Raw genomic sequence first — 19,717 nt, 5'->3', positions numbered from 1 at the left:
CGGGGCCTGGCCCCGGCGCGCAATAAAAAAGGCCGACTCTTTCGAGTCGGCCTTTTTTTTGGATATGGTGCCCAGGAGAAGACTTGAACTTCCACGACCGTAAGGCCACTAGCACCTGAAGCTAGCGCGTCTACCAATTCCGCCACCTGGGCTTTCGACGGTGCGTTCCGTCGAGGCTGCGCACTATAGCGTTTTTCTGGCGGGAGTCAATTGTCAGGTGTGACTGTTGGGTGCGGTCGGTATCGCGCGAATCGGGCTCCTCGAGAGGCTCTCCGCAACCGTTTTGTAGTTTTTTTACAAAAATGTTGTGCCGGGCATCAATCTCGAAGTTGAAATATGTAAAAATAGTGCCACTTTTTGTTCCGGTAAGAGGGAGGAATTCCGTGGATCAAGATCAAAATGCCCCGCTGAGGGAAGATGTTCGCCTTTTGGGGGAGGAGTTGGGCAGCGTGTTGCGCACGCAGGCCGGTGACGCCCTGTTCGACACCGTAGAGACCATTCGCCAGGTGGCGGTGGAGAGTCGCGGTCAGGGCGAGATGCCTGTAGGAAAACTACGGGAACTGCTGGATCCCCTGGATGACGACACCCTGTTGGAGGTGGCGCGCGCCTTCAGCCAGTTCCTGAACCTGGCGAATATTGCCGAGCAGCGCCACCGCGAGCGCCTGCATCGCCAGCACGAGCGCTTCCCGGGCGATCCGGATACCGACCGCGGCCTGCGTCAGGTGCTGGAGGAGCTGAAGAAAGCCGATGTGAGCCCGGAGCGGGTGCGCGAGGTGCTGTCGGGCCTGTCCGTGGAGCTGGTAATGACCGCGCACCCGACTGAAGTGACTCGCCGCACCCTGATTCGCAAATACGACCAGATGGCAGACCTGCTTACCGGCCTGGATCGTCCGGACTGCACCCCGGAAGAGGCGGAACATCAGCGTCGCCTGCTGCGGGAGCAGATTCTGTCTGCCTGGTGCACCGACGAAATCCGTCGCGAGCGCCCGACCCCGGTCGATGAGGCCAAGTGGGGGTTTGCCACCATCGAGCAGTCCCTGTGGCAGGCGGTGCCTCAGGGAATGCGGGAAATCGAGGGTGAGCTTGCCCTGGCGGGGCTCGAGCCGCTGCCGTCCGACTGGGTGCCGATCCGTTTCGCGTCCTGGATGGGCGGCGACCGCGACGGCAACCCCAACGTTACCGCAAAAGTTACCCGTCAGGTGTTGACTCTGGCTCGCTGGATGGCGGCGGACCTGTATCTGCGGGATGTGGAAAACCTGCTCGCGGATCTGTCCATGCACCGCGCCAGTGACGAACTGCTGGCGCGCACCGGTCCCAGCCAGGAGCCCTACCGCCTGTTGCTGCGGGAGGTGCGCGATCGCCTGCGCAACACCCGCGCATTGATGGAGGCGCGGGTCAACGGTGGCGACGAGCCCCAGGGCGAGATCTATGCGAGCGGCAGTGAGCTGCATGTGGAGTTGAGCCTGATCGATCGCTCCCTGCGCGCGGTGGGTCTTGCCGCCATCGCCGACGGCCAGCTGAAAGACACCCTGCGCAGGCTGAACTGTTTCGGCATCACCCTGTTGCGTCTGGATATCCGCCAGGAGTCCACCCGCCACGCCGATGTGGTGGATGCCATCACCCGCTTCCTGGATCTCGGCAGCTACGTAAGCTGGGGGGAAAAGGTGAAACAGAAGTTCCTGCTGGGGGAGCTGGAGAGTCGCCGCCCGCTGGTGAATGGCGCCTTCTTTGAGAGCGAATTCTGTACCGACGAGGTGCGCGAGGTGCTGGACACCTGCAAGGTCATTGCAGAGCAGGGGTCGGAGGGCTTGGGTGCCTATGTGATCTCCATGGCGCGGACCTCCTCCGATGTGCTCGCGGTCATGCTGTTGCAGAAAATTGCCGGTGTGCGCGAGCCCATGCGCGTGGTGCCGCTGTTTGAGACCCTCGACGACCTCAACAATGCCTGCGACACCATGAGTGCGCTGCTGGAGATTCCTTTCTATCGCGAGCGGGTAAAGGCCGGGCAGGAAGTAATGATCGGTTATTCCGATTCCGCCAAGGACGCCGGCTTCCTCGGTGCCGCCTGGGCTCAGTTCCGCGCCCAGGAGGCGCTCACCGGTATCTTCCGCGAGCGCGGTATTCCGCTGACCCTGTTCCACGGTCGCGGCGGCTCCATTTCCCGCGGTGGCTCTCCCACCCGTATGGCGCTGCTGTCGCAGCCACCGGGATCGGTCGCGGGCCGTATTCGCGTCACCGAGCAGGGCGAGATGATCCGCTTCAAGTACGGGCGCCCGTCAGTGGCCGCGTACAACCTGGAGCAGTATGTCGCCGCCACGCTGGAGGCCACACTGCTGCCGCCGGCGGAGCCGCGCCCGGAGTGGCGTGCGGAAATGGATCGCCTGACCCAGGCCTCCGTGCGTGCCTATCGCGAAGTGGTGCAGGATGATCCGGCGCTGGTGTCCTACCTGCGTACGGTTACCCCGGAAACCGAGCTGAGCCGTCTCGCCCTCGGCAGTCGCCCGGCGCGGCGCAAGCCCGGTGGTGGAGTGGAGACCCTGCGGGCGATTCCCTGGGTGTTTGCCTGGACGCAGATGCGCCTGATGTTGCCGGCGTGGCTGGGTACCGGTGCGGCGCTGGAAACCGGCCTGGAAAATGCGCCGGAAACCCTGCGCACCATGAGCGAGGAGTGGCCCTTCTTCCACACCGTGGTGGATATGCTGGAAATGGTGCTGGCTAAGTCTGATACCCGCGTGGCCCTGTGGTACGAAGAGCGTCTCACCGACGATCCGGAGCTGCAGCGCCTGGGCGTTGAGCTGCGCAGCCGCCTGGCGCGCACCGTCGCCGCCCTGAGTGAGCTCACCGGCCGCGAGAGCCTGCTGGATAACAACCCGGTAATGCGCTGGTCAATCCGTGTCCGCGACCCCTACACCGATCCGCTGCACCTGCTGCAGGCAGAGCTGATGGCGCGCCTGCGCACCCGCGAGGAAGATCCGGTGCTGGAGAGTGCCCTGATGGTGACGATTGCGGGTATTGCGGCGGGGATGCGGAATACGGGGTAATCCCCCGGTTTCAGGTTCGGTGGCGGTGCCGCTACCGGGAACAGCCTTGTGAAACACGCCGTGAAACCATCCCTGGGGGCTCTGCAAAAACATCCTGTTTTTGAAGGTTTCACAAGGCTGTTCCCGCTATCGCCACCTTCGCTCGGACAGTGTGGCTTCCGCCAACCAGAGGGGATCGCTTTTGGTTGGGTGAGGGGCAAAACAAAAAGGGGCCGACTCTTGCGAGTCGGCCCCTTTTTTGAAGATGGTGCCCAGGAGAAGACTTGAACTTCCACGACCGTAAGGCCACTAGCACCTGAAGCTAGCGCGTCTACCAATTCCGCCACCTGGGCAAACAGCGGTGTGCTCCGCTGAGGACGCGCACTATAGGGATTCCCCCGGGGGGTGTCAACGTTTTTTGCAGCTTTTTGCGCCGCCTGCCGCAGGGCGGGGCGATGGCTGGGTAGGAGAGTCGCAAAACGGGTCGGGAATTACCCTTAAATCGCTTATACTCGCGGCAATGTGCAACGTTATGAGTGGCCTGCGGTCGCTCCCGGCATTCGCCACTTCTTGTTGTACCCACTCATACCACTGCGCCGGGTGTAAGCCGGGGCCGGGCAGGCTTGCGCGGTCAACCGCAGAACAATGGAAGCTGTTTTGAATCAAGACAAACCAAACTCATCCCCCGCTGACAGCGCTGGACCGACAGCCGATCCGCACGCTGAACGCGAGGCCGAAAAATATGAAAAGCCCGTGCCCAGCCGCGAGTTCCTGCTGGATCTGCTCGAGCAGCAGCCGGGTCCGTTGGCCTGGGAGGCGGTAGCGGACCTGCTTTCCATCGACGACGAGGATCGTCGCGAAGGTGTGCGCCGTCGCCTGATTGCCATGTCCCGGGATGGGCAGATCGCCAGCAACCGCGCCGGGGATTTCGGCGTGCTCGACAAAATGAGCCTGGTGCGCGGCCGCGTTATCGGTCACCGCGACGGCTTTGGCTTTGTGTCTCCCGGCGATGGCAGTGACGACCTGTTCCTGTCCCACCGCCAGATGCGCAAGGTGTTCGATGGCGATGAGGTGCTGGTGCGGGAAACCCCCGGCGGTTTCCGCGGCAAGCGCGAAGGCGCCGTGGTGCGCGTGATCAAGCACAACACCCATCAGCTGGCCGGGCGGATCTACCGCGAGGATGGCATCTGTTTCGTGCGCCCGGACAACCCGCGCATGACCCTCGATGTGATGGTGCCGGAAGGCAAGTGCGCCGACGCCAAGAGTGGCCAGTATGTGGTGGTCAATATTACCGCCCAGCCGGGACGCAACACCCTGCCTCACGGGGAAGTGGCCGAGATACTCGGTGACCATCTTGCCCCCGGCATGGAAATCGATGTTGCCATCCGCAACTACGGAATTCCCCACACCTGGCCGGCGGCAGTGCTGGCACAGGTGGAAGGCATTGCCGACGAGGTGCTGGAAGAGGACAAGAAGGCGCGTATCGACCTGCGCCAGCTGCCGCTGGTCACCATCGATGGTGAAGATGCCCGCGATTTTGACGACGCCGTATTCTGTGAGGCGTTGCCGGACGGCAACTGGAAGCTGCTGGTTGCGATCGCCGATGTGTCCCACTACGTGGAAGTGGGTACCCCGCTGGACGTCGAGGCCCATCAGCGCGGCAACTCGGTCTATTTCCCGGACTTTGTGGTGCCGATGCTGCCGGAGAAACTCTCCAACGGTCTCTGCTCCCTGAATCCGGAGGTGGATCGCCTGTGTATGGTGTGCGAGATGCGCATCGACCAGTCCGGCAATATTCTCGGTTACCAGTTCTTCGAGGGGCTGATGCGCAGTCACGCGCGCTTCACCTATACCCAGGTGGGGGAGATGGTGGAGGAGCGGGACAATCGCGATAGCGGCATTCGCAAACAGTTTGCCGCGCTGGTACCGCATATCGACAACCTGCACGATCTGTACACCGCCCTGCGTGGCGCCCGCGATCGTCGCGGTGCGATCGATTTTGAAACCACGGAAACCCGCATTCTGTTCGATGCCACGCGCAAAATCGAGCGCATCGTGCCGGTGCAGCGCAACGATGCGCACAAGATGATCGAGGAGTGCATGCTCGCTGCCAACGTGTGTGCGGCGGAGCTGATGGAAGTGGCGGAACTGCCCGCTCTGTACCGGGTGCACGACATCCCCAAGCAGGAGCGCCTGGAGAACCTGCGCGAATATCTCGGCGAACTGGGATTGCGTCTGGAGGGCGGCAGCGAGCCGCAGCCCAGCGATTACCAGGCCCTGCTGCAACAGGTCGACGGACGCCCGGACTTCCACATCATCCAGACCATGTTACTGCGCTCCATGAACCAGGCGGTGTACCAGCCGGAAAACCGCGGTCATTTTGGCCTCGACTACCGCGCCTACGCCCATTTCACCTCGCCAATCCGTCGCTACCCGGACCTGCTGTTACACCGCGGGTTGCGCTGGTTGGTGAGGAACGGCAGCGCCAACCCCGCGCCGGTGGCAAAGAAGGTGCGCCAAGCGCCCGGCGCGCACGCGCTGGAGCGAGAGGAAATCCTACCCTACAGCACCGTCGCCATGGTGGAGCTGGGAGAACACTGCTCCATGACCGAGCGCCGCGCCGACGACGCCACCCGCGATGTGGTCAGCTGGCTCAAGTGCGAGTACCTGCAGGACCATGTGGGCGAGGTTTACCGCGGTGTGATCAGTGCGGTGACCGGTTTCGGACTGTTTGTGGAGCTGGATGACTTGTACGTGGAGGGGCTGATACACGTCACTGCCCTGCCCAAGGACTACTACCACTTCGAGCAGGCCCAGCAGCGACTGGTGGGCGAGCGCAGTGGCACCAGATTCCATCTCGGGGATGGCGTCACCGTGCAGGTGGCGCGGGTCGATCTGGAGGAGCGCAAGGTGGACTTCACCTTTGTCGAACTGCATCCGCGCCCCAGCTACCAGAACCCTAAATACAGAAAGCCCAAAGCGGACAAGAAGCCGGAACGGGCCGAGGAAACACCAGCAACACCAGCGAAAGCAAAGGCGCCAAAAGCACCGAAGTTGCGCAAGGGCGAAGAGCCTACGTCAGTGAGTGGTCGGGCCATGGAAATGGCCGTTGAGTTTCAGAAAGAGCGACAGCGTCGCGGAAAATCGGATTTCAGTGTGGAAGACAAAAAAGCCAGCCCCTGGGGCGCCGGTCTCAAAAAGAAAAGCCAGCCAGAAGACGGGGCGGATGAGCCGCGCCCGATTCGCAAGCGCAAGGTAGGCAGTGATGAATCGGAAATAGTGCCGCCGTCTGTTGAGCAGCCTGTGGAAGGGGAAGTGGCCGAAGAGGCGTTGCCGAAAAAGCGAAAGCCGAAAAAAACGCCGCCGCGCAAAGGTGGCAAGCGGCCCTCGGTAGCGGCACGCAAGGCAGCGCAGAAGGCGGACAAAGCCGAGGCTGCGAAACGTGCGGCAAAAAAAGCAGCCAAGAAAAAGCTGAAGAAGAAAATGTCCAAGAAACCGGGCGGGAAGAAATAAGCCGTGGCACAACATTTGGTATACGGCCTGCACGCGGTGCAGGCGCTGTTGAAAAGTACTCCGCAGCAGGTACAGGAGCTTCTCCTGTTGCGCGGGCGCAAGGATCAAAAGCTGCAAAAAATCATTCGCCAGGCAGAGCAGAATGAGATCGCGATCCGCTTTGTGGATCGGCGCGCGCTGGATGAAAAAGTCGGTGACGACGGCAATCACCAGGGCGCGGTGGCGGTCTGTGTGGGTGATACCCGCATCTACGACGAGCAGTTCCTGAAATCACTGCTGGCGCAGCTGGATGAAAAAGGTGAGGCGCCTTTCCTGCTGGTGCTGGATGGCGTGACCGACCCCCATAACCTGGGTGCCTGTCTGCGCTCCGCCGAGGCCGCCGGGGTGCACGCGGTGATTGCGCCGAAAGACAAGGCCGCGGGACTGACCCCGATCGCGCGCAAGGTCGCCTGCGGTGCGGCAGAGGTATTGCCATTTGTCACCGTCACCAATCTGGCGCGCACCCTGCAGATGCTGCAGCAGGCCGGCGTTTGGATTTACGGAGCTGCCGGTGAAGCGCAGCAGAATATTTACCAGGCTTCGCTGACGGGGCCCCTTGCGCTGGTAATGGGGGCCGAGGGGCCGGGCATGCGTCGCCTGACCCGGGAGAACTGCGATCACCTGATAAATATTCCCATGGCGGGGGAGGTCAGCAGTCTCAATGTTTCGGTCGCCACCGGCGTGTGCCTGTTTGAAGCGGTGCGTCAGCGTTCCGCGAGCTAATCCCTCTCTCGTCTTCACCGTCGTCATCCCGTCTTCCCCTACTCGTCGGATCTCCCCATTTGGGGGGATCCCGCTGTGGCCGGGATTCCAACCGCGCACCGCTGAGGGGTGGCGGCCTCGCCGATGCCCCGATTCCGCACTCTAGCCGGGGCGAACGCGAGCGCAAATTTCCTCTGGCAGTCCCGGCTGGCGAAACCTCGTGCCGGTTTTTGCCATTTCTGGCGTCCTTCTTTCCCCGCCCCAGCTCTCCTCCTCGACACTGACATCAATCGCGCTATGTTTGCGGGAACCTTTTGCCGGTGGCCTGCGTGTTAACGGGGGCAAGCAGGATAACAGGGGCTCGGAGACCTGAGCCTTGGGGATGGTTGGGTGAGCTAATGACAAATGGGGTAGCAGGGTGTCCTTGATCGAATTTTTTCGTGGGCGGGCGGCGAAGGAAGACCGCTTTACCGCGCTGGTGCGTCCGCATTTGCGCCTGATGCACCGCATGGCCTATCGCTGGACACAGGATCGGCGGGACGCTGAAGACCTTGTACAGGATGTACTGACTCACCTGTTTCCCCGCACCGAAGAATTAGATGCGGTTGACAAGCTCGGTCCGTGGCTGGTCAAGGTGCTATATCGCCGCTATGTGGATCTGTACCGGCGCCGCGCCACCTCACCCATCGACGAGTCTGCGCCCTGTATCAGTGATGACGCCTATTTTCAGGAGCAATTGCAGGACGATCGCAACCATTATCACCAGCTCGAACTACAGAGATTGTTGAATCGTGCATTGGTCGAACTGGACGAGTCGTGGCGGGATGTTGTTTTGCTGCACGATGTCGAGGGGTATACCGCATTGGAAGTGGCAGAAATTCTAGACATTAATGTTGGCACCGTGAAATCCCGCCTGCACCGGGCGCGTAAAAAGCTGAGATTAGTGCTGGAGCCGGGAACTGTTAAGGCGATTGCTGCGTGTTAAGGGGTAAGCGTAGAGCTTTCGAGGAGAAAACAATGAATTGCTGTCAGGCTCGCCGCGAGCTGGAATTGATGCAGCGGGAAAACAACGGCGCGCTGCTAAAGCATCTGCACCGCTGTAGCACTTGCCGCGAGTATGCCGAAGAACTCCGTCTGATCAACCTGCTGCGCACCATGCCGGCGCCAGAGCCCAGTGAGCACTTTGAAGCGCGTGTGCTCGCTGCCGCATTGCCGAAAGCGCGCAACCAGGAGCGAGCCCGGGTGCGGGGATGGCAGCTTGCCACCGCGGCCAGCTTAGTCCTGGCTGTTTTTGCGACCTTCCAGCATCGGCAGCCATCCGGGCCAGAAATAGCCCCTTTGAGCAGTGAGATGGCAGTAGCGGATAGCGGGGTGCGGACAACATTGCCGGTGAATGTTTCTGTCGATACCACGCGCGCCATGCCGGGCGCGATGATTAGTGTGTCGCTGCCGGAAAACCTTGCTCTGGAAGGTTATGGCGACCAGCGCGAGCTGCGCTGGCGAGCCGACCTGAACGCGGGGGCAAACCGACTTACTTTGCCGGTGCGCGTGCGCAACGGGCAGCGCACTGAGATTTTAATTCGTATCGAGCATCAGGGTGCTCACAAAGAGTTTTATGTGCCGGTTGACCTGCCTTCGGGCGCGGGTTGGTCTGAAAGCCAGCACGCAGTGCTGGAACCGCAGACTATCTGACACCAATTGCGCTCTCCAAACACAATATTGAAAGACACAAATGAGGTTGAATGATGAAAACTTTGAAAACATGGATGGCTCTGGGCCTGATTGTCGCCGCCCCCATCAGCGGTAAGGCGCTGGCAAATGATGTTGAAGTCAATGCTGATCTAGATGTGGATGTTTCCGTGGTCGATGCTGAAGCGACGGCAGAAGACGCGATCAATGTGATCGAGCTGCCGGAAGTGTCCAGCGATATCGCCGTGGAAGCCGCCGCAGAAGGGCTGGCAAAAGCCAATGCTGCGATTGCCGCTGGTAATGCCGATGCGGAAGAGGCGCAAGCCGAGCTGCGCGCCGCTGGCAAATTGAAGGCAGAAGAAATTGCTGCTCTGGTTGCCGATGCCATGGCGCAGAGTGAAGCCGCGATTGCCAATGCCAATGCGGCTGCCCTGAGCGCACAGGAAAATGCTGCCGCTGCCCGTGAGGCAGCTGAAGAGGCCCTGAAAAATGCGCTCAGCGGAGCTGATTACGAAGGTTCGATGGCGGATGTGCAGGCGATCATCGACAACCTGCCGCAGGACGTTAAAGACCGCTTGCCGGTAGATCTCGAGGGGCTGCTTGAGGGGGTCTTGGATATGGATCCCGCGGCGGCGGCAGATGTCGCCGTAGAAGGCTAACGGTTGCGGAGGTAGCAGGTGAAACCTGTTATTGAGTGATTCTTTTTAGAGGCTGGGCGCATTGCGTCCGGCCTGTTGTGTTTGGAGGTATGGGAAATGGAGTTGACGCCAAAGTTGCTAACCGGGTTGCTCTGGTGGGCTGCAGTAGCAGCGCCTGCAGGTGCTGAGGAACCTTTTGCCAATGGCACTGCAGCTTTCAAGGATGGAGATTATGAGCGCGCGCTGGCGCATTTTGAACAGGCCCGACAGGGAGGGCAGCAGGAGGCCAGCCTGACCTACAATCTGGGGGTGACGCTTTTCAAACTGCGACGCTACCAGGCTGCGCAGGCCCAGTTCCGGCAGCTTTTGGATGACCCGGAGTGGGGGGAGGTGGCGCGCCTGCAGCTGGGGCTGATGGCGGAAAAGCAGGGGCGCCCGGTATCTGCAGTGGGTTACTACCGCACACTCACCGATAGCGCGTCACCCAAGTTGCGCCGCCTTGCGCTGGCACGTCTTAGCGCACTGGCACAGGCGCCAGGGGCGGAACCGGCAGCAGCAGAGGAGGGGCGCGGCCTGGCATTGCTCAGCCTGACGTCCGGCTATGACAGTAACGCCTACTCTCTGCAGAACGAGCTACTCACCGATGACTCGGTGGGCGAAGACACCTACACGGAATTGTTTGCCTGGGGCCAGTACCGCTTGCAGGGCACTGCCGAGAATGGCTGGCGCTTGCACGGGTTTGCCTTCGGCCGTCGCTACAGTGATCTGGAGAGCCTGAACCTGTCCAGTTTTAATCTGGGGGTCTCAAGGCATATCCCCTGGCAGGGATGGCTGCTGGAGCTCGGTGGTTTGGCGGAGGCCGCTTCCCTTGGTGGGGATTCAGTCACCAACGAGTTGCGTATGGTGGGCCGTATGCAGCAATCTTTTGATAGCGGCGTACTGACCCTTGCCTACCTGCCGAGCTATTTCAATGGTGCCGAGAATTATCGTTACCTCGATGGTTGGCGGCAGCGTTTTGAGGCGCGTTGGGCGGCCCCCCTGGCCACGCTGGATGTCGATCTACTGTATCGCCTGGATCTGGACAGTCGGGAAGACCTGACCACCGTGGATGACGGCTTTTACAGCTATTCACCACGCCGCCAGACGTTCGGAGTTGAAGCCGAGTTGCCACTTGCGCCGGGGTGGGCGCTCAATGCCGGTAGCCATTACCGCCTTAGCCATTATCGTGGCAATAACCGGCTGCAGGACAGCGATGGGGAGTTCAAGAGTCAGGCAAGGGATGGAAACCGTCTGCGCAGCTGGATAGGGGCGGAGGTGCAACTGCTGCCGCGACTGCAACTGGAAGCCAGGATCATTCGCACGGACAATGACGAAAACTTTGATATCTACAGCTACGACAAAACCGAAGCCAGCCTGAGCGTTCGTTACGTATTCTGAATCAGGAGCGCTTGCGGAGGATGTGAAAGCGCGGCGTGTTTAGCGGGGTGTCGGAGAGGCTGGGAAAAGAAAGTTGAGGGGCCTTGGGGCCCCTCTGGCATTGAGTCCTGATTGTTATTCTTCGGTCCCTGCAGATTATTGTTATTGTTACTGGGATTGTTCAGTCGTAATTATTGTTGTTCCCGTTATTTTGCGACCCTGTAGTGGTTAGACGTGCGACCCGTGCACCCCCTCAACCCGCAGTCGATAAATTTGTGACTCCGGCGTCAATCATGTTGTTTTCTTGGATGCTTTTTTATCTTGTGTGCCGGCCTTCTACGCTGCCGATTGGCCGTAAAGCTCTGGTGCCGGGCGGTACATCACCCAGGACGTCAGGATGTACTTGTCATCAGACACCGGGACATTGCCGCGGTGTGTATGGGTAAAGCTGCAAGGGGAGAGTATCAGTCGGCCTTGTCGGGGCTTTATCTTTGCGCCCTGGTAGAAAAACTCTGTTTCGCCACCTTGTTCCACATCGTTCAGATACAGCAGCCAGAACAAAACCCGGTGCAGCGACTTTTGCCCCGGGTCGCTTGGGTGCGGGTAGTGCTCCGAGTGCCAGTGGTGGTAGCCCCCACTGCCTCGGGTGTAATGCTGCATATTGATGCCATCGAGGCGGAATATGCCGGTGACCAATTGCCGCATCTGTTGTTCGTTTAGCCCGGCGATGTCCTCCGCCGCGAGATTGCGCACGCCGTTGCCGGACGCGTCCGCAATGGTCGGGGATATCGCACCGGTCAGCAGGTGCGGGTAGCGGCGGCAGTAGCCCATCAGTGCCTGGTACACCAGGTTGTCCAGCTGTTCACATTCATCGCGCCAGTCGGACTGTGCGGAGATAAAAAGATCCAAGCTTTGCTTTTTGCTGGTGTCCACGCCAGAGCCGGTGCGGCCCGCAGAGCGTTCGGGAGATGCCCGGAAACGCTCGATCAAATCGCTGCAGTAGTCAGCAGGTGCGGCATCATCGAACTGAACGATCATCGGATCCATTGCGTGCCCTCCCCGGCAGTTGCTATATCTCGTTATGTGGAGACGGCTGGCGCGGAGCGTCCCTCATAAAGAAGGGTGCGCTTAGTGAGTACTGAACATGCCAGTTCAGTCAGTTTCGGTCGGGGCGCTGACTGGCGGGTACCGAACGGATCGATCAACTTGCAACCAGTTGGCGGTGCGCATAGAATACGCCGCCCGCAATGCACCCGTCTGGGTTGCCATTGCGTACTCCTTGCCTCACCGGGCAGTCGCTGCAATTACGCAGGGGCACGCCAGGAGGCTGTGTTAACCCGTAAGGAGCAAAAATGCGTCATTACGAAATTGTATTCCTGGTTCACCCGGACCAGAGCGAGCAGGTGCCCGGCATGGTCGAGCGCTACACTGCGACCATCAAAGAGAGCGGCGGTGCAGTTCACCGTCTGGAAGACTGGGGCCGTCGCCGTCTGGCATACCCGATCAACAAGATCCACAAGGCTCACTACATCCTGCTGAACGTTGAATGTACTGAAGAAGCGCTGGCGGAACTGACCACCAACTTCAAGTACAACGACGCGGTGCTGCGTAACCTGGTGATTCGCGAAGACGAAGCCATCACCGAAGAAAGCCCGATCATGAAGGCCGAGAAAGAGTCCCGCGAGCGCAAAGCTGCGCGCGCAGAACGCTCTGAGCGTCGCGAGCGCGCCGAGAAGGAAGAGTCTTCTTCCCGCGGCGCCGAGGAAGACCAGTCTTCCGAACAAACTGAAGACGAAGAGTAAGGGGATAGTCAGATGGCACGTTTTTTCCGTCGTCGTAAGTTCTGCCGTTTCACCGCCGAAGGCGTCAAGCGTATCGACTACAAAGATCTCGATACCCTGAAAGCCTACGTTTCTGAAACTGGCAAAATCGTACCGAGCCGTATCACTGGCACCAAAGCCAAGTATCAGCGTCAGCTGGCCACCGCGGTCAAGCGTGCGCGTTACATTGCACTGCTGCCGTACACGGACAGCCACGAAGCCTAAGCTGCGCTTTGCTTCGTAAGCATTGTTTTAAAAGAGAAGCTATCTAGTGCGCGCTATCGCTGAATTTGCCATGCGATCGCGCGTACGCGCGGTGATCCTCACTCTGGTGGGCATTCCGCTGATCAGCCCCGCCGTGCTTGCACTGGTGGGGTTGCGCCGCGGCAGTGGCGACGGCCTGTTTGTTCTGGCCTGGGCGTTGCTGCCGGTGGTTGCCGCCGCTGGTGCGGGGTACATGTCCCCGCTGATGGCCGGTATGGCAATCACCCACTTTGTGGGGGTACTGGCCGGTGCGCTGGTTCTGCGTGCTACTCGCGCCTGGAGCTGGGCGCTGGTGGCGCTTACCGTCGCGACCAGTGTGGGCATTTTGGTGTCCTCACAAGTCACCGGCGGTGTGCTGGACAACCTGATCCAGGCGGTCAATGAGGCAGCCGGTGGGGCGTCCACCCCGGAGGCACAGCAGCTGAGCAAGGCATTTGCCAGCGAGGCGCAGGCCACCGGATACCTGACCTGGGTATCGGTGATCAGCGCTACCCTGGCCCTGGTGCTGGGGCGCTGGTGGCAGGCGCTGCTGTACAACCCCGGCGGTTTCCGGGAAGAGATGCACGCACTGCGTATGCCTCTGCCTGTTGCCGCCGCAGGAATGCTGCTGTGGATATACTGCCTCGTCAGTGAGCACTTTGTGTTCTGGGGCGCGGTAGCTGCCTTCCCCATCATGGTGGCGGGTATCTGCCTGATCCACTGGCTGGTGGCCCGCAAGGGCTGGGGGCGCGGCCCGCTGATTGCCATGTATGTGATGCTGGTGATCGCCGCGCTGCCACTGGCAGGGTTCCTGTGTGGACTGGCCCTGATAGATAGCTGGATTGATATTCGCGCGCGCTCGAGCGACAAACGCTGAGCGGCGCACAAGAACTGAAACTGAGGGTTCCGAGATGGAAGTTATTCTGCTCGACAAAGTAGGCAAACTGGGCAACGTGGGCGACCGCGTTGAAGTAAAAGCCGGTTTCGGCCGCAACTTCCTGCTGCCTACCGGTAAAGCCGTACTGGCCAACGCAGCGAACGTTGCTGAGTTCGAAGCCAAGCGCGCTGAACTGGAAGCAGCTGCTGCTGCAAAAGTAAGCGAAGCTGAAGGCCGCGCTGCCCAGCTGGAAGGCGTCGTGGTAACCATCGCTGCCAATGCTGGCGACGAAGGTAAGCTGTTCGGCTCCATCGGTACTCGCGACATCGCCGAAGCGATCACCGCTGCTGGCGTTGCCGTTGAGAAAGCCGAAGTGAAACTGCCGGAAGGTGCGCTGCGCGAAGTGGGCGAGTACGACGTAGACGTACAGCTGCACGCCGACGTGATCACCGCTGTGAAGGTTGTTGTAGAAGCCGAATAAGCTTCTGCTGCTTCCTGCACGCCTTAGCGCGCTCGGGATGGAACGCTTTTACCCGTTCCGGCCCGAGGCGCGCTACAATCAGGCGCTGGATTTTCCCTGTGGGCCATAGGCTGACGGTGGAAAGCCAGCGCCTGACTTGTTTCTGAGTCCGGTAAATCCTTTCTGCGCCCGGAAAACCAGTAGCTACTCCACAACATGAACGAATACGTCCCGCCAGAAGAAGATACCCAGGAGTCCCAGTCCAGTTCGCCGCTGCCTCATTCGGTGGAGGCGGAACAGTCGGTACTGGGTGGCCTGATGCTCGATGCCAGCCGCCTGGATGCGGTTGCAGAGCAATTGAGTGCGGAAGATTTCTTTGTCGCCAGCCACCGGATTATCTTCGGTGTGATGCTGGAGCTGTCCGGCGGCGAGCAGCCGCTGGACATCGTTACCCTTGCCGAGGGGCTCGCCAATCGCGACCTGCTGGCAGACATTGGTGGCCCCGCCTATCTGGCGGAACTGGCCGAAAACACCCCGTCCGCGGCCAACATCGTGGCCTACGCCAAGATCGTGCGCGAGCGCTCCATGCTGCGGCAGCTGATCGCCGCCGCCGGTGAAATCAGCCGTACCAGTTTCAATCCCGGCGGCCTCGGCTCCGCTGACCTGCTGCAGATGGCGGAGCGCCGTGTAGCAGAGATCGCCGAAGGTCGCGCCAAAGAGGGCGGTTTTGTCGGCGTGGATACGCTGCTGAAGAAAACCGTCGAGCGCATTGACGAGCTGTTCAAGTCCGAGGGCGATCTCACCGGGCTCAGCACCGGTCTCACCGAGCTGGATCAGCGTACCTCCGGCTGGCAGCCGGGCGAGATGATTATCCTCGCCGCCCGTCCATCGATGGGTAAAACCGCGCTGGCCCTGAACTTCGTGGAAGCGGCCATGCTCAGCCAGGAAAAACCCACCCTGGTATTCAGTATGGAGATGCCGTCCGACAGTCTGGTGATGCGGATGTTGTCGTCTATCGGCAAGATCGACCAGGGCCGTATCCGTAACGGCAAGCTGCAGGAAGAGGACTGGCCCAAGCTGTCCAGCGCGGTGCAGAAGATGAAGGGCAAGGGGCTGTATATCGACGACACCCCGGGCCTGTCACCATCTGAGGTGCGCGCGCGGGTCAAGCGCACGGTGCGCGACCATACCAACAAACTGATGCAGGCAGATCCTAAGCTGAGCCGGGAAGAGGCGGAGCGCCGCGCAATGCCGGCGATGGTGATGGTGGATTACCTGCAGCTGATGCAGGTGAAGGGCAGCACCGAGGGACGTACCCAGGAAATTTCCGAGATCTCGCGCTCTCTGAAGGCGCTGGCGAAAGAATACGAGTGTCCGGTGATCGCGTTGTCGCAGTTGAACCGGGGGGTGGAGCAGCGCCCGAACAAGCGGCCGATGAACTCGGACCTGCGGGAATCCGGTGCGATCGAGCAGGATGCGGATGTGATCCTGTTTATCTACCGCGACGAGTATTACAACGAGGACAGCCCGGATAAGGGCTTGGCGGAATTGATTATCGGCAAGCAGCGTAACGGTGAGATCGGCACCTGCCGCGCGGCGTTTGTGGGCAAGTACACGCGGTTTGATGACCTGGCGCCGGAGTACTATCAGGAAGAGCACTAAGCCGGAGGCGCAGGCCAGAAGGTATGTGCCGACCAAATTAGTTTCGAAGTAGCGTGTTTAGATATTAAGGCGAAGTGCTGGGTGCGGGTTTTCAGGATCGTCACAAACAGGATGTTTGTGCCGAAGCGCCCAGGGATGGGTTCACAGCGCTCCTGAAAACCCGCACCCAGTGATTCGCCGCCAAGGCGTTGTAGCGAAGCGCGAAAGGTAGGTGGTAGTCGGGGCTCTGGCTGGTTTGCAGCGGCTCAGCGCTTTGAAGCAGGCGCAGTAGCGGCCGGGCGCTGGGACGAGTTTTTCGAATCGCTGCGAGTACATCCATGTACGCTCCGGCGCCGCCATCCATGGCGACGACGGTTCGAAAAACTCGCCCCAGCCCCCGGCCTTCAATTCAAGCTTCTATACGCTGTAGGTAAGATGATTACGGAAAAATCTCAATCGGCGTACCGGTATCGACCATCGCCCAGATCTCATCCATCTGCGGGTTGGTTACGGCGATACAGCCATCGGTCCAGTTCATACGGGTCAGGTACTCTTCGATACCTTTCCAGTGCGGTTTCTGGCCGTGGATCATGATCGCACCGCCCGGGCTGCGGCCCAGCTTTTTCGCCCGTGCGCGGTCAGTCGCGTTCGGGTAGGAAACCTGAATGGCGCGATAGTAAGTGCTGTTCTTCTTTTTCCAGTTCAGGGTGTAGCGGCCTTCCGGCGTGCGCGAGTCACCCTCGTACTGTTTGTGGCCCACCGGGTTTTTGCCGAACACCACCTTGTAGCTTTTCACAACCTTGCCGTTGCGTTTCAGCTGCATCAGGTGCTTGGATTTATACACCACGACCTCATCCACTGGTTTGATCTTGGCGAAAACCAGGGTCGGCGTCAGGAGAAGGGCAATCAGACTGAGTTTTAAATATCGCATGGCTCTCATCGGTAGTTGTGACATTCCGGGGCTAAACAGTCAGCATCCTTACTCTCGCGCTTCCGATAGCGGCCGGCAGTGCGGCGTGAAATCTGGTTGCGCGGTGCGACTATGTAACGCAATAGCGTTATGACAGCGCTGTCCTTCGCTGTCGCCCCGAACCAGGTTCGGGGCATTTGTTAGGCAATTATCCTAACCCGAACCGCTTTATGGCGAAGTGGGTTGTATGATTAATGCTCTGAGTGGTCAATTTATCACCAAGTAGGCCACGTTTAAAGAGGCGTCAAATAAAAAAGACCGAACACACCGAGGAAGATTCCGTGACCAGTACGTTTTTTGTGACCGGTACCAACACCGAAGTCGGTAAAACCTATATCACCGCAGCACTGCTCGAAGCGGCGCGTGCGCGCGGGCTGCAGACGGCGGCGGTGAAGCCGGTGGCGTCCGGCTGCGAGTCGACGCCGGAGGGCCTGCGCAACAGTGATGCGCTGACCTTGATGGAAGCGATGACCCAGGAGCTGGAATACCAGCAGGTCAACCCCGTGGCCCTGGAGCCGGCGGTGGCGCCGCATATTGCGGCGATGGAAGCGGGCAAGCGGCTCGATCCCTCCCGTCTTGTCGGTATCTGTCGCGGCGTGATGAGTGGCAAGGCGGATCTGGTGCTGATTGAGGGCGCCGGTGGCTGGCGTGTACCGCTGGCGCCGCGCATGTTCCTCTCGGACCTCCCGAAGGAGCTGGAGCTGCCGGTGATACTGGTGGTGAATATGGAGCTGGGCTGTATCAACCACGCTCTGCTCACCGCCGAAGCGATCCATCGCGATGGGCTGCCGCTGGCGGGCTGGGTGGCGAACTTTGCCCGAGGGCCGATGGAAGACATGCCGCGCGCGGAGCAGAACCTGATGACCCTGAACGCACTGCTGCCTGCGCCCTGCCTGGGCGTGGTTCCCCACGATGAACAGGGCGATTACCGCAATGGCGCGGCGCATCTGGATCTCGCCCCGTTGTTGCCGGCCAGTGGCGAAAACTGAGTTTCTCACAAACAAAAAAGGCAGCCTGAAAAGGCTGCCAGAATCGCGCCGTCCGTGGCGCTGGTTATGGGGATTCGGTGTGGCCCCTTAAACCACTCACGGTTTTACACTCTAAACACAGTCTGCAGGGCTCAGTGCGCGCTGCCGTCGCCGCCACGCAGGATGTTGTTCGGCGATTTACAGCCGTTGGCCGCCAGGTAGTCGAAGGCCGCCTTGGTCTGCACCAGGCCCCAGCCGGTGTTGTAGTCGTAACCCGGTTCACCCAGGTCGGCTGCGGAAGCACGCAGGGCCAGGCGGATGTCGTTGGCGCTGCACTGCGGGAAGTGGCTCCACACTTTCGCGGCGATACCGGAAACGTGCGGGGTGGCCATGGAGGTGCCTGACTTGTAGTCGTAGTCCGCCATTGGCTCGATGGAGATGGTGGCCTCCATATCCATTTCCAGTGCTTCACCGTCTTCCTGGCTGAGGGAGACCGCAACCAGATCGCTGGTGGTGCCCAGGTCGCCGCCGAAGATGCCCGGTGCGTTGTTGTAAACGATGGCACCGATGCCGCCACCTGCTTCACAGTTGGCAACCTTGTCACCGAAGCTGATCGCGCCGCGCTCAATTACGCAGATCTTGCCGCTCGCGTCCTCGCAGGCGCTATCGCCGATGCCGCAATTTGCCAGCGGAGCGCTGACCGTGCCAATGGTGCCGCCTACCATGGGGATGGACTCAAACGAGGCGCCGTTCTGGGAAACTGCGCCCACGCCGGTTTCGCCGGTGCCGCGGGGCACGGTGGACAGGGTGCTCACGCCGGGAGCGGCGATTTCCACCTGCGCAGTGCGCTGGGAGAAGGAGGCGTGGTTGCCGCCGCCGTCTACCGCCGCGACAGACATGACTGCGTCGTAGGAAGCGGGGTAGGAGTGCCATGCGACGCCGTCGTTACCCGCCGCGGCGATCATCAGCACGCCGTCGCGCGCGGCCTGATTGATGGCGCGCTCTTCAATCGGGTTTTCCAGTGCTCCACCGAGGCTCATGGAAATCACGTTGGCACCGGCGTCGGCACAGTCGCTGATCGCACCCGCCAGGCTGGAGGCGTAGGCAAAGCCACCTTCGTCGTCAAAGACGCGCACGATGTGTAGCTGGATATTGCCGTCATCGTTGACGCCGACAACGCCCTCGCCGTTACCGCCCAGCGCGGCAATGGTGCCGGCGACATGGGTGCCGTGGCCATTGCCATCCTGGTTCCAGGGGCCAGCCAGGCCGTCTTCTTCGCCTGTTACCGCCGATGCGGGCAGGTCCGGGTGGCCGTAGTCGTAACCGGAGTCGATGATGCACACCTTGGTGCCGCCAGCGTAGTTGAGCTGGTCGGCCTGGGTCTGGGCAATGCCGAAGGGCGAGATCTCACCCATGCCGCCGGTGTCGAGCATCTCGCGTGGGGTGTCTGCATAAATACCGATGATGCCGGAGACATCTTTCATGGCGACGAACTGTTCTTTGGTCATCTCCAGCGCCAGGCTGTCGAAGCGCTTCAGTTCGCGGTGCACGGTAATGCCGCGGCCTTCCAGTGCAGTTTTGACCGCGTCGCCCTGTCCTGGCTTGTATTCCAGAACCATGCGCATGGTGTCGGCCGCGAGGGTGGGAGCGCTCATGGCGGCAGTGATGGCCGCGGCGAGCAGCGTGTTGTGTAATTTCATGAATTCACCTTTTTATTCTTT

General features: G+C 60.6%; 16 protein-coding genes and 2 tRNA genes. 13 read left to right on the top strand and 5 right to left on the bottom strand.

Annotation, left to right across the window (positions count from 1 at the left end):
- Positions 1-65: 65 nt before the first annotated feature.
- Positions 66-152, bottom strand: a tRNA-Leu gene (locus HUW35_RS05155).
- Between the two features lie 231 nt (positions 153-383).
- Between HUW35_RS05155 and ppc the strand changes: the two genes are divergently transcribed.
- Positions 384-3,041, top strand: a complete 2,658-nt coding sequence (ppc, locus tag HUW35_RS05150; RefSeq protein WP_181254553.1) for a phosphoenolpyruvate carboxylase — start codon at positions 384-386, stop codon at positions 3,039-3,041.
- Between the two features lie 245 nt (positions 3,042-3,286).
- On the opposite strand, the gene HUW35_RS05145 is transcribed toward ppc, so the two are convergent.
- A tRNA-Leu gene (locus HUW35_RS05145) sits at positions 3,287-3,373 on the bottom strand.
- A gap of 292 nt (positions 3,374-3,665) precedes the next feature.
- Here HUW35_RS05145 and rnr point away from each other — a divergent pair.
- The 6 genes from rnr (at position 3,666) to HUW35_RS05115 (ending at position 11,038) form a co-directional block, all read left to right on the top strand.
- Positions 3,666-6,533 (top strand): ribonuclease R, encoded by a 2,868-nt coding sequence (rnr, locus tag HUW35_RS05140; RefSeq protein WP_181254552.1) that lies wholly within the window; start codon positions 3,666-3,668, stop codon positions 6,531-6,533.
- Between the two features lie 3 nt (positions 6,534-6,536).
- Positions 6,537-7,295, top strand: a complete 759-nt coding sequence (gene rlmB, locus HUW35_RS05135) for a 23S rRNA (guanosine(2251)-2'-O)-methyltransferase RlmB (protein WP_181254551.1) — start codon at positions 6,537-6,539, stop codon at positions 7,293-7,295.
- Positions 7,296-7,698: 403 nt separating this feature from the next.
- Positions 7,699-8,259, top strand: a complete 561-nt coding sequence (locus HUW35_RS05130) for an RNA polymerase sigma factor (protein ID WP_181254550.1) — start codon at positions 7,699-7,701, stop codon at positions 8,257-8,259.
- A gap of 32 nt (positions 8,260-8,291) precedes the next feature.
- Positions 8,292-8,966 carry an anti-sigma factor gene (locus tag HUW35_RS05125; RefSeq protein ID WP_181254549.1) on the top strand — a complete coding sequence of 225 codons (675 nt, stop codon included), beginning with the start codon at positions 8,292-8,294 and terminating at the stop codon, positions 8,964-8,966.
- Positions 8,967-9,016: 50 nt separating this feature from the next.
- On the top strand, positions 9,017-9,622 hold the full coding sequence (locus HUW35_RS05120; protein WP_181254548.1) for a hypothetical protein: 606 nt from the start codon (positions 9,017-9,019) through the stop codon (positions 9,620-9,622).
- A gap of 96 nt (positions 9,623-9,718) precedes the next feature.
- Positions 9,719-11,038 (top strand): tetratricopeptide repeat protein, encoded by a 1,320-nt coding sequence (locus tag HUW35_RS05115; protein ID WP_181254547.1) that lies wholly within the window; start codon positions 9,719-9,721, stop codon positions 11,036-11,038.
- 315 nt (positions 11,039-11,353) lie between these two features.
- Here HUW35_RS05115 and HUW35_RS05110 read toward each other — a convergent pair whose 3' ends face one another.
- On the bottom strand, positions 11,354-12,064 hold the full coding sequence (locus HUW35_RS05110; RefSeq protein ID WP_181254546.1) for a 2OG-Fe(II) oxygenase: 711 nt from the start codon (positions 12,062-12,064) through the stop codon (positions 11,354-11,356).
- Positions 12,065-12,369: 305 nt separating this feature from the next.
- On the opposite strand from HUW35_RS05110, the gene rpsF reads away from it, so the two are divergent.
- The 5 genes from rpsF to dnaB all read left to right on the top strand — a co-directional run bounded on the left by rpsF (position 12,370) and on the right by dnaB (position 16,079).
- Positions 12,370-12,819 (top strand): 30S ribosomal protein S6, encoded by a 450-nt coding sequence (gene rpsF, locus HUW35_RS05105; protein WP_181254545.1) that lies wholly within the window; start codon positions 12,370-12,372, stop codon positions 12,817-12,819.
- A 12-nt stretch (positions 12,820-12,831) separates the two neighbouring features.
- Positions 12,832-13,062, top strand: coding sequence for a 30S ribosomal protein S18 (gene rpsR, locus HUW35_RS05100; protein ID WP_010133305.1), 231 nt, complete (start codon positions 12,832-12,834; stop codon positions 13,060-13,062).
- Positions 13,063-13,132: 70 nt separating this feature from the next.
- Positions 13,133-13,957 carry a hypothetical protein gene (locus tag HUW35_RS05095; protein ID WP_255463504.1) on the top strand — a complete coding sequence of 275 codons (825 nt, stop codon included), beginning with the start codon at positions 13,133-13,135 and terminating at the stop codon, positions 13,955-13,957.
- A 34-nt stretch (positions 13,958-13,991) separates the two neighbouring features.
- Positions 13,992-14,438 (top strand): 50S ribosomal protein L9, encoded by a 447-nt coding sequence (gene rplI / locus HUW35_RS05090; RefSeq protein ID WP_181254543.1) that lies wholly within the window; start codon positions 13,992-13,994, stop codon positions 14,436-14,438.
- Positions 14,439-14,633: 195 nt separating this feature from the next.
- A complete protein-coding gene (dnaB, locus tag HUW35_RS05085; protein WP_181254542.1) occupies positions 14,634-16,079 on the top strand; it encodes a replicative DNA helicase in 1,446 nt (481 codons plus the stop codon).
- 418 nt (positions 16,080-16,497) lie between these two features.
- On the opposite strand, the gene HUW35_RS05080 is transcribed toward dnaB, so the two are convergent.
- A complete protein-coding gene (locus HUW35_RS05080; protein WP_078082676.1) occupies positions 16,498-16,989 on the bottom strand; it encodes a murein L,D-transpeptidase family protein in 492 nt (163 codons plus the stop codon).
- Between the two features lie 320 nt (positions 16,990-17,309).
- Between HUW35_RS05080 and bioD the strand changes: the two genes are divergently transcribed.
- The gene (bioD, locus tag HUW35_RS05075) at positions 17,310-18,017 is read left to right on the top strand and encodes a dethiobiotin synthase (protein ID WP_181254541.1); all 708 of its coding nucleotides are present in this window, start codon (positions 17,310-17,312) and stop codon (positions 18,015-18,017) included.
- Positions 18,018-18,148: 131 nt separating this feature from the next.
- Here bioD and HUW35_RS05070 read toward each other — a convergent pair whose 3' ends face one another.
- Entirely contained in the window at positions 18,149-19,696 is a 1,548-nt protein-coding gene (locus HUW35_RS05070) for a S8 family serine peptidase (RefSeq protein WP_181254540.1), read from the bottom strand.
- Between the last annotated feature and the right edge of the window lie 21 nt (positions 19,697-19,717).

This window comes from Microbulbifer sp. YPW1 (assembly GCF_013367775.1).
GTDB lineage: Bacteria > Pseudomonadota > Gammaproteobacteria > Pseudomonadales > Cellvibrionaceae > Microbulbifer.
The sequence above is the reverse complement of the archived record's forward strand: the minus strand, read 5'-3'. Positions and strand labels throughout refer to the sequence as shown.